Source organism: Thiorhodococcus drewsii AZ1 (genome assembly GCF_000224065.1).
Taxonomy (GTDB): Bacteria; Pseudomonadota; Gammaproteobacteria; order Chromatiales; family Chromatiaceae; genus Imhoffiella; species Imhoffiella drewsii.
The window spans coordinates 27,000-37,647 of sequence record NZ_AFWT01000047.1 but is presented as its reverse complement, the minus strand read 5'-3'; the positions used below and the strand labels follow the sequence as shown (position 1 = coordinate 37,647).

Annotated in this window: 10 protein-coding genes; all 10 read right to left on the bottom strand. The window is 61.7% G+C overall.

The genetic code is table 11. From position 1 onward, the window contains the following. Positions 1 to 197: 197 nt before the first annotated feature. The gene (tnpA, locus tag THIDRDRAFT_RS20545) at positions 198 to 626 is read right to left on the bottom strand and encodes an IS200/IS605 family transposase (protein ID WP_007042840.1); all 429 of its coding nucleotides are present in this window, start codon (positions 624 to 626) and stop codon (positions 198 to 200) included. A 109-nt stretch (positions 627 to 735) separates the two neighbouring features. Beyond that, entirely contained in the window at positions 736 to 1,488 is a 753-nt protein-coding gene (nfsA, locus tag THIDRDRAFT_RS20540; protein WP_007042839.1) for an oxygen-insensitive NADPH nitroreductase, read from the bottom strand. Positions 1,489 to 1,575: 87 nt separating this feature from the next. After that, on the bottom strand, positions 1,576 to 2,751 hold the full coding sequence (gene bamC, locus THIDRDRAFT_RS20535) for an outer membrane protein assembly factor BamC (RefSeq protein ID WP_245535907.1): 1,176 nt from the start codon (positions 2,749 to 2,751) through the stop codon (positions 1,576 to 1,578). Positions 2,752 to 2,811: 60 nt separating this feature from the next. Then, positions 2,812 to 3,687, bottom strand: a complete 876-nt coding sequence (gene dapA, locus THIDRDRAFT_RS20530) for a 4-hydroxy-tetrahydrodipicolinate synthase (RefSeq protein ID WP_007042837.1) — start codon at positions 3,685 to 3,687, stop codon at positions 2,812 to 2,814. Positions 3,688 to 3,865: 178 nt separating this feature from the next. Beyond that, the gene (nuoN, locus tag THIDRDRAFT_RS20525; protein ID WP_007042836.1) at positions 3,866 to 5,305 is read right to left on the bottom strand and encodes an NADH-quinone oxidoreductase subunit NuoN; all 1,440 of its coding nucleotides are present in this window, start codon (positions 5,303 to 5,305) and stop codon (positions 3,866 to 3,868) included. A gap of 231 nt (positions 5,306 to 5,536) precedes the next feature. Next, a complete protein-coding gene (locus THIDRDRAFT_RS20520; RefSeq protein ID WP_007042835.1) occupies positions 5,537 to 7,111 on the bottom strand; it encodes an NADH-quinone oxidoreductase subunit M in 1,575 nt (524 codons plus the stop codon). A gap of 22 nt (positions 7,112 to 7,133) precedes the next feature. Then, a complete protein-coding gene (gene nuoL, locus THIDRDRAFT_RS20515; protein ID WP_007042834.1) occupies positions 7,134 to 9,140 on the bottom strand; it encodes an NADH-quinone oxidoreductase subunit L in 2,007 nt (668 codons plus the stop codon). A 39-nt stretch (positions 9,141 to 9,179) separates the two neighbouring features. Beyond that, the gene (nuoK, locus tag THIDRDRAFT_RS20510; protein ID WP_007042833.1) at positions 9,180 to 9,485 is read right to left on the bottom strand and encodes an NADH-quinone oxidoreductase subunit NuoK; all 306 of its coding nucleotides are present in this window, start codon (positions 9,483 to 9,485) and stop codon (positions 9,180 to 9,182) included. Then, on the bottom strand, positions 9,482 to 10,132 hold the full coding sequence (locus THIDRDRAFT_RS20505; RefSeq protein ID WP_007042832.1) for an NADH-quinone oxidoreductase subunit J: 651 nt from the start codon (positions 10,130 to 10,132) through the stop codon (positions 9,482 to 9,484). The genes nuoK and THIDRDRAFT_RS20505 overlap by 4 nt, the downstream gene beginning before the upstream one ends. A 12-nt stretch (positions 10,133 to 10,144) precedes the next feature. After that, positions 10,145 to 10,636: an NADH-quinone oxidoreductase subunit NuoI gene (gene nuoI, locus THIDRDRAFT_RS20500; RefSeq protein ID WP_007042831.1), complete on the bottom strand. Its 492-nt coding sequence runs from the start codon at positions 10,634 to 10,636 to the stop codon at positions 10,145 to 10,147. Positions 10,637 to 10,648 lie beyond the last annotated feature (12 nt).

Sequence of the window (10,648 nt, the reverse complement as noted above, 5' to 3'; positions counted from 1 at the left end):
ATAATCCATCCTCTCTCCGCTCGTTGCGTCCAGGGGCCAGGATCAACCGTAGCAGCGAGAGGGCTGAAGATGAAATCTGCCCGCCTGAAAGGCGGGGGTTTGAACCCTAGATATCGAACTAAACAACCACCGGCTAAAAGCCGGTGGGTTTGAGTAACGGACTGAAAGTCCGGATACGCGTCGACTGAACGACGCGTCTAGGGCTCCACTCGAAATTCAGCCGCTGGGTCCGGCTCAAAATGATGCTCCAGGTACTGTTTTATCATCTCCTCGCTCAGCTCGCCAACGGTGGCACAAAAGTATCCACGCGCCCAAAAGTGCCGCCCCCAGTAGCGCTTCTTCAGCGCCGGAAATTCCTCGAAGAGCTTGCTGGCCGTTCGCCCCTTGATCCTGCGCATGATCTCGCTCGGCGCCATCTCCGGCGGAGCGGAGACGAGTATGTGGATATGGTCCGCACTCACGACACCCTTGAGGATTCGGATCTCGAATGCATCGCAGGTCTGTCGCACCAATTCGCGAACCCTCTCCCCTACGTCCCCTCTCAGCACTTTGTAGCGATACTTGGTAACCCGGACAAAGTGGTACTCAATCCGGAAAACCGTGTGGCTACCGTAGCGATAATCCATCCTCTCTCCGCTCGTTGCTCCAGGGGCCAGGATCAACCGTAGCAGCGAGAGGGCTGAAGATGAAATCTGCCCGCCTGAAAGGCGGGGGTTTGAACTCTAGATATCGAAATCAGCACCGAAAGAATCCACGCAGCCGCATGAACTCCAGCAGTCCCTCGCGCTTCTTGCCCTGAAGGGCTCCGGCGGTGGTGCTGGACCAGTCACCCGATCGGCGATTGGTCGAGCGCGCGGCATAATAGTCGGCCATCCGTGCGTCGTAGTCGGCCAGTGTTCGAGGGGATGGATCCCGATAGACGTCCTGGTGAAGCACCACTTCGTACGGTAGACGCGGCTTGACCTGCGGGTCGTCTGCCGGCCAACCGAGACAGAGACCGAACAGCGGCGTGACCAATTCGGGCAACTCCAGCAATTCGGCGACCCGCGCCGGATCGTTGCGGATGGCCCCGATGAAGACGCCGCCCAACCCCAGGGACTCGGCGGCGAGCAGAAGATTCTGGGCCATGAGCGCGGTATCGATGACCGCCGTCAGACCATGCTCGGAATAGCCCTCGATTTCACCCAATTCATGGGCTCGACAGGCGGCGTCCGCGCGTCTGAGATCGGCGCAAAAAACCAGGAACTCGGCCGCCCGCTCGATCCAGTGCTGTCCACCGGCGAGCGTCGCCACGGCAGAACGCGTCTCGGGTCGGGTTACCCGAATCACCGAATAGGCCTGAATGAAATTGGACGAGGCCGCCGACTGACCGGCCTGGATCAGAAGGTCGAGCGTTCTGGAGGGGATGGACTCTGACGTGAAGGCCCGGATCGAGCGGTGCATCAACTGCTGGGCGATAACCGGCGAGAATTCGGAGGAGAGCGGCATTCGCAGTGGAACTCCGTGTGGGTTGGAGGGTTCCTCACGCCTCGGAGGATGGGGAGCCGCGCCCGACCGACACGGCTCCGCAGGGAATCAGCGCAGCCGTGGCTGAAGCAGCGTCAGAATGCGACTCGCGGCCTCGGAGTTGGCCGGCTTGCCCTTGTCGTCGAGCACGGTCACATGCGACTCGCTGTCATTGCCCGCGACCTTGATCTGATATTGACGCACCTCGTCGAGGCCCTTGTCTTTTTTGCGCCAGAAGGCCATGCGAGAGAAGAAACCGGGCTTGTCTTCCTCACCGACCATCGGCGCAGCGGCATCTTCTCCACCGTAACGGACGTAATAGAGGCCGCCCGTCTGATCGCGATCCTCGACCGCGAAGCCGGCTCGATCGAGCGCCGTTCCGGTCAGACGCCAGGCACGACGGAACTCTTGAGAAACGATGAGCACGGGCAACCCACCCTCGTTAGCCAAGCGAGCCAGGGACGGCTGGGATGCCGGTCCCGACGAGGACACCTTGGACGCCGCGCTCTGAGGCGCGCCCAGGAAGACCATCAGACGCCGCAGCATCTCGGCCTCCTTCTCGGTGTCGGTTCCGCTCGGTTCCCAAATGGTGCGGCTGCCATCGCCGATAGCGTCGGTCACCAGCTTCTCGGACATTCCGCGATGCGAGAGATGGATATCGGTGGTTCCCGGTTTGGTCCCTTCTTCGATGCGTAGGCTGTACTGGTCGCGGGTCGAGGTCGAATAGACCCCCTCGACCACCTTGCTCATCATGCGGGTGATGAAATCCTTGCGGATTTCGGCGCGGTTATCGAGCCAGTCGGTGCGCATGATGCCGACCGCCGGATCCTGCTCGACCAGCAGAATGCCCTGCTTACGCCAGAAGGCGACGACCTGCGGCCAGACCTGTCCCGGCGAACCCTGAACCTGAAGCCAACGTTCGTTGCCGCTACGCTCCAGCTCGACGTTCTGAGTCGTCGGCAGCACGTCGCCGCTGGAAGCGACCTGACGGCGGTGCGCGCGACCACCTGCATATTCCGAGAAGGTGGTCGGCGCGCCCGCGCTGCCGGGGATATCCAGTGCGTCATCGAAGGTGCCGGACGTGAGGTCCGGAGGAACTTCAAGATTCTCTGTGGCCTCGCGCTGCTTCTTATAGACGAGACGCTGATCGGGAACCGCATCTTTGAGGCCGGTCGAGCACCCCTGGAACAGCGACACCAAAAAGAGAATGGCCAGCGCACCAACGAATCTTGAATCGGGCCTCACGGCAAGGGACCTCTCATTCGAATTGATCATTCTGGAAAGCTCCCGATCGAAGGGGCGGCCTCAACAGAGGCCCGCCCGCTCCATCGCATGGCGGACACGGGCATGGTATTCCTCGGAAAGCCAGGTCAAGGGCAGACGGATGCCGCTCGGACAGAGCCCCATCTCGGCGGCGGCCCATTTGACGGGAATGGGATTGGATTGTACGAAGAGTTCATGATGCAGTGGATCCAGATCCCGATTGACCTGCTCGGCTCCAGCGCGATCGCCAGCAAGTGCCGCCTCGCACATCGCCTGCATCTTGCGTGGCGCGACATTCGCGGTCACCGAGATAACCCCGTCGCCGCCCTGCAAGATGAACTCGCAGCCGGTCGCATCGTCGCCGCTGTAGAGGGCGAAACCATCGCCGCACCCCTCGCGCAGACGCGCCACCCGAGCCAGATCGCCCGAGGCCTCCTTGACCCCGATGATATTGTCGACCCGAGACAGCAGAATGACCGTTTCGGGCTGCATATCGCAGGCGGTACGACCCGGGACATTGTAGAGAATCTGCGGAATGTCCACGGCCTCGGCCACAGCCTTGTGATGCAGATAGAGTCCTTCCTGCGTGGGCTTGTTGTAATAGGGGGTAACCAAGAGCGCGGCATCGGCCCCGGCCTCCTTGGCGCAACGCGTCAGGGTGATGGCCTCGGTGGTCGAATTGGCCCCGGTTCCGGCAATGACCGGAACGCGACCGGCGGCGAACTCAACCGTGCGGGCGATGACGGAGCAATGCTCCTCTTCATCCAGGGTCGCCGACTCGCCGGTCGTACCAACGGCGACGATCGCGGCGGTCCCTTCCGCAATGTGGAAATCGACGAGACGTTTCAGGCACGCGTCATCGACACCTCCATCCGGGTGCATAGGCGTTATAAGCGCAACGATGCTGCCGCGAAACATGCTCGAACTCCACTAACGAAGACAAAAAGGGGCAAGCTCCCATGGTAGCTTGCGCGACCATCGGGACACAACCAAGGGGGCGATCGGGACCCACGAGGGTCCCGAGGGGAAGCGCGTTGGGATGTGACGAATCGGCGCCGATGCGCTCATCCGACCCACCCCGATTCCATCGACCGAATCAGACGAAGGCGGACTGACACAACGTCAACAGTGCCGCCGGGAAGAGCCCCAGCGCCAGCAACGCGAGACCGTTGAGGCTCATGGCCACACGCACGCCACTGGTTGTCACGAGCGCCGGCGCGTTCTCGGCGGGCTTATCGAAGTAGATGAACTTCACGACCCGCAGATAGTAGAAGGCGCCGATGATGGAGAAGAAGACCGCGACCAGGGCCAGCCAGACCATATCGATCCGCACCACGGCCTCCAGCACCAGCAGCTTGGCCATGAATCCGACCGTCGGCGGAACACCGGCCATGGAGAACATGACGAGTGCCATCATCGCCGCGTACCAGGAATCGCGATCATTCAGACCCTTGAGATCCTCCAGACGCTCGGCGTCGAAGCCGTTCCGGCTCAGGATGATCAGAATGCCGAAGGCACCAGCCGACATGACCGCGTAGACGATGGAGTAAAACATCGCGGCAGCGTTGCCCTGATCCGAGCCCGCCAGCAGACCCAGAAAGATGAAGCCCACATGCGAGATGGTCGAGTAGGCGAGCATGCGTTTGATGTTCGACTGGGCGATGGCGACCAGATTGCCGAGTCCGAGCGACAGCACCGAGAGGATGACCAGCATGTCCTGCCAATCCGAGTGCAGCCCCTGCATGGCGTCGACCAGCATGCGCACCGCCAGCGCGAAGGCCGCAATCTTGGGCGCGCTGCCCAGGATCAGCACGGCCGGTGTCGGCGCGCCCTCATAGATGTCCGGCACCCACATATGGAAGGGCACGGCGCCGAACTTGAAACCGATACCGATGACCAGGAAGACAACACCGAACACGAGCACCTTGTTCGACATGCCCTGCTCGGCGATGGCCTGAGCGACCGGACCCAGTTCGATCGTGCCGGTCGCCCCGTAGATCATGGAGACGCCGTAGAGCAGCATGCCCGAGCCCAGAGCGCCGAGCACGAAATACTTCATCGCCGCCTCGGCCCCGCGCAGCGAGTCGCGCTCGAAGGCGACCAGGGCATAGAGCGCCAGGGCCTGAAGCTCAAGACCCAGATAGAGTGTGAGGAAGCTGTTGGCGGACACCATGACCAGCATGCCGAGAATGGCGAGCAGCCCGAGCGCATAGAACTCGCTGGACAGCATGCCGCGATCCTTGAGCCAGGGACGCGCATAGACGAAGGCCAGCATGCTGACGATAAGGATCGCGCCCTTGAGCAGATCGCTCATGGCATCGCGGACCAGATTGCCGTCGAACAGACGCTCGGGCTCACCGCCACCGACGGCGCCGGTCAGGAGCAAGGCGACCACAAGCCCCAAGAGCGACAGGCTGTGATTCAGCCCCTTGTCCCGCTCCTTGAGAAAGAGGTCCAGAACCAACACCAGACACGCGGTCACGAGGACGGCGATCTCGGGCAGGACGGGCAGTAGATTGGCGGCGTCGAATGGCATAGTCGATTCCAAGCTCTAGATGCGGCTTCGGCAGCTCCAGCCGAATCCTTGACTTGTTGTAAATAAACGGGATTAACAGGATGCGACAGAACCCGAAGGATGCGCGCTCGGGAGACACGCAGCACCCGAATTCCCCGCTAGCGACCTGGCGAGCGACATCAACCTAGACATCGCCTCGCGCACCTTTCCATCGATCCCGAGACATCCAGTTCATCTTGTCTATTCCGCCCCTCAGGGAGCGGCTACGGCGACCGACTCGGGCCGCGCCAGCAGACACTCGCCGCGCTCGGCCTCGGGCAGTTTACAAACACTGACCTGGGCCACCAGGTTCTCGACCGTGGCATGCATGACGTTCATCAGCGGCGCGGGCCACAGACCCAATGCCAGCACGGCAGCGGCCAGCACGCCCAGATTGATGCGTTCGCGGATATCCAGATCCGCCAGTGCGGCGACCTTTTCGTTCTTGACCTCGCCGAAGACCACGCGCTTGACCATCCAGAGCGTGAAGGCGGCGGCCAGAATCAGGGGCGTGGCAGCCAGGAAGGACCACCAGAAATCCGCCCGGAAGGTCGCCAGGATGACCATGAACTCGCCGACGAAGCCCGAGGTTCCGGGCAGTCCGGCATTGGCCATGGCGAAGTAGACCATGAAGGCGCCGAACCAGGGCATGGTGTTGATGACGCCACCGTAGTCGGCGATCTCGCGCGAATGGACACGATCGTAGAGCACGCCGACACAGAGGAAGAGCGCGCCCGAGATGAAGCCGTGCGAGATCATCTGCACCATGCCGCCCTCGATCCCCATGACCGAGCCGCTTGAGACAGCGGGGTTGGCCAGGATCGTGAAAACGACGAAGAAGCCGAGGGTCACGAAGCCCATGTGGGCGATCGAGGAATAGGCGATCAGCTTCTTCATGTCCTGCTGGACCAGCGCCACGAAACCGATGTAGACGATAGCGATCAGGGACAGGGCGATGATCAGCCAGTCCAACGACGCGCTGGCATCCGGGGTGATCGGCAGCGAGAAGCGCAGGAAGCCATAGCCGCCGATCTTCAGCATGATGGCCGCCAGGATCACCGAGCCGCCGGTGGGCGCCTCGACGTGCGCGTCCGGCAGCCAGGTGTGCACCGGGAACATGGGCACCTTGACCGCGAAGGCCATCAGGAACGCGATGAAGATGAGGATCTGCGCCGTCATGCCGAGCTGCAGCGACTGGAAGTCCAGGATGCTGAAGCTGCCCGACTGGAAATACATATAGATCAGCGCGATCAGCATGAAGACCGAGCCGAAGAAGGTGTAGAGGAAGAACTTGATGGTCGCGTAAACCCGGTTCGGCCCGCCCCAGACCCCGATGATGATGAACATCGGGATCAGCATCGCCTCCCAGAAGACGTAGAAGAGCACCGCGTCCAGGGCCGAGAAGACACCCACCATGACGCCCTCCATGATGAGGAAGGCGGCCAGATACTGGTTCTGCTTGTAGGCGATGACCTCCCAGCCCGCGATCACCACGAAGATGGTGATGAAGGTGGTCAGCACGATCAGGGGCATGGAGATACCGTCGACGCCCAGAAAATACTCGACGTTGAAGGTCGGAATCCAGGGCGTGCGCTCGACGAACTGCATCTGTGCCGTCGAGGCGTCGAATCCGATCCAGAGACCGAGACTCACCAGAAAGGTGACACAGGCAAAGGCTAAGGCCGTCCAGCGGGCAATGTCTCTGGATTTCTCGCCATTCGCCAGGACCACCAGACCGCCGATGATGGGCAGCCAGATGGTCAGCGTCAGCAGGGGGAATTCGTTCATGCGGAGTCTTCTCCCTTCGACGTCAGAAGGTTACGAAGATCGTCATCAGGCCGACCAGCCCGACGATCATCGCAATCGCATAGTGATAGAGATAGCCGGTCTGCAGGTGCCGCGCCCGCAGTGCGAGCCGACCAACCGTACGCGCCGAGCCATTGACGATGGCACCGTCGATCAGAGCCCGATCGCCCTTTTGCCAGAGCGCACGACCCAGACTGCGTCCGCCGCCGGCGAAGACCCGCTGATTGAAGTCATCGAAGCCGTATTTGTCTTGCAGGACGCGAGTGACTGGACCGCCAGCCGCCTGAATCTGCTCGTCGAGCTTCGGATTGCGGGCGAACAGCAGCCACCACACGAAGGCCGCCAGCGCCAGCCCGGCCATGGACAGATAGAAGGGCAGGCCCGTCAGACCGTGCTGCACGAAGGCCGCCTGGCCATGCCAGTGCTCGCGCAGGTGGTGCAGGGTATCGTGGGCATGCGCGACCTGGATCGGATTCCAGTCGCCCGAGGCGAACCAGTCGCTCACCAGCAGCGGCTCAATGGTGAACCAGCCGATGAAGACCGAAGGAATGGCCAGCAGCATCAGCGGCAAGGTGACGACCCAGGGCGTCTCGTGCAGATGGTGCTTGGTGTGCTCGTCCATCCGCTCCTTGCCGTGGAAGACGAGGAAATACATGCGGAAGCTGTAGAGCGCGGTGACGAAGACGCCGAGCGTCAACAGCACCCAGGCATATCCGGAGCCGAACAGATGCGAGGCACCGACCGCCTCGATGATGGCGTCCTTGGAGAAGAAGCCCGAGAAGCCTGGAAAGCCGATCAGCGCCAGCGAACCCAGCAAGGCCGTGACCCAGGTGATGGGCATGTATTTGCGCAGCCCGCCCATCTGGCCAATGTCCTGCTTGTGATGCATGGCGATAATCACCGAGCCAGCTGCAAGGAACAGCAGCGCCTTGAAGAAGGCGTGGGTCATCAGATGGAAGATGCCGGCCGCATAGGCCGAGGCACCGAGCGCGGTGACCATGTAGCCGAGCTGGGACAGAGTCGAATAGGCGACCACGCGCTTGATGTCGTTCTGCACCAGACCGATCAGGCCCATGAAGAAGGCGGTCGTGGCGCCGATGATGAGCACGAAGCTCAGCGCGGCCTCGGACAGTTCGTAGAGCGGCGACATGCGCGCCACCATGAAGACACCGGCGGTGACCATGGTCGCTGCATGGATCAGGGCCGAGATGGGCGTCGGACCCTCCATCGAGTCCGGCAGCCAGACGTGCAGCGGAACCTGCGCCGACTTACCCATGGCACCGATGAACAGCAGGATACAGATGAGCGTCATGAGCGAGACGCCGCCGAAGACGTCGATCTGGGTCTCGGCGTGCTCGGGCGCCTTGGAGAACACCTCGGCATAGTCCATGGAGCCGAAATACATGCCGACGGCGGCAATGCCGAGGATGAAGCCGAAGTCGCCGACACGATTGACCAGGAACGCCTTGAGGTTGGCGAAGATGGCGCTCTCGCGGGTCGACCAGAAGCCGATCAGCAGATAGGAGACCAGACCGACCGCCTCCCAGCCGAAGAACAGCTGCATGAAGTTGTTCGACATCACCAGCATCAGCATGGAGAAGGTGAACAGCGAGATATAGCTGAAGAAGCGCTGATAGCTGTTCCTACCCGAGAGGGCGCCATGCGGCCAGTTGTGCTCGTCGTCGGCCATGTAGCCGATGGTGTAGATATGCACCATGAGCGAGACGAAGGTGACCGTCGCCATCATCAGCGCGGTCAGCTTGTCGATCAGGAAACCGACCTCGAAATGCATCCCGTCCGAGACCATCCAGGTATAGACGGGACCATTGAAGACCGCCTGGTCTCCCCAGATGAAGCCCGCCAGCACCCACAGCGAGAGTGCAGCTGAGACCGCCACACCGGCGATGGTCACCGTATGCGCGCCACGACGGCCGATCCTGCCGCCGAAGAACCCGGCGACAATGGCGCCGAGAAGCGGCGCGAGCACAATGGTCAGGTAGACGTTTTCCATTCGTTCGCTCTATTCGCTCATGTTACGACGTTCGTGACCCTAGCCCTTGAGGGCATCGAGATCCTCGACGTTGATGGTCCGACGGTTGCGGAACAAAACCACCAGGATGGCCAGGCCGATCGCGGCCTCGGCGGCGGCAACCGTCAGAATGAAGAAGACGAATACCTGCCCAGTCATGTCTCCGAGGTAATGGGAGAAGGCGACGAAGTTCATGTTGACCGCAAGCAGCATCAACTCGATACACATGAGCAGCAGGATGACGTTCTTGCGGTTCAGAAAGATTCCCGCGACCGAGATCGAGAACAGCAGACCACCGAGAATGAGATAGTCGGACAGCGCGATCATGGGTTCTCCCTCTTTTCGGTGGTGGCGACCCGGACGAAGGATTCGCGAGCCTCCGGGGCCATCTTGACCAAACGCACCCGGTCCGATCCCCTCTTCACCCGCACCTGGCGCGCCGGATCGACCGACTTGTTGTCGGGCCGACGACGCAATGCCAGATGAATGGCGGCGATGATCGCGACCAGCAGGATCACGGCGGCGATCTCGACCGGATAGACGTAGACGGTGTAGAGCAGCAGTCCCAGATCCCGCGCGTTGGAGGCATCGGCCGCAGCCGCCTCGGGCGCCGGAAAGACCGAAAGGCCAAAGTTCGCCGGCCCCACGACCAGGAAGATCTCGACCGCCATCACGCCAGCGACGATCAACCCCAGTGGCAGTGCACGGATGAATCCGGCGCGTAGTGCGGCGATGTCGATGTCCAGCATCATGACGACGAACAGGAAGAGCACCATCACGGCGCCGACATAGACCAGCACCAGCACGATGCCGAGGAACTCGGCCTCCAGCAACAGCCAGAGCGCCGCGCTGCTGAAGAACGCCAGGACCAGGAACAGCACGGCATGCACCGGATTGCGCCGGGTGATGACCATCCCCGCAGCCCAGAGTGTGACGAGCGCGAAGACGTAGAAGAGAAATGATTCAAAGCCCATGATTCGTCCCGATTAGCGATAGGGCGCGTCGGCCGCGCGGGCTGCGGCGATATCGGCCTCGTACTTGTCGCCGATCGCCAGGAGCTTGTCCTTGGTCATGATGTTCTCGCCGCGATTCTCGAAGTGATATTCGTAGACCCCCGTCTCGACGATCGAATCGACCGGGCAGGATTCCTCGCAGAATCCGCAGTAGATGCACTTGAAGAGGTCGATGTCATAGCGCGTCGTGCGGCGCGATCCGTCCTCGCGCGGCTCGGCCTCGATGGTAATCGCCAACGCCGGACAGACGGCCTCGCAGAGCTTGCAGGCAATGCAGCGCTCCTCTCCGTTCGGATAGCGGCGCAAGGCGTGCAGACCGCGGAAGCGCGGCGAGATGGGCGCCTTTTCTTCCGGATATTGAACGGTGAACTTGCGACTGAAGAAATAGCCTCCGGTCAGGCGCAGCCCCTTGAACAGCTCCAGCAGCAGCAGGCTTTGGAGATAATCGCGTGCGGTTTTCAGCATCCTAATGTCTCC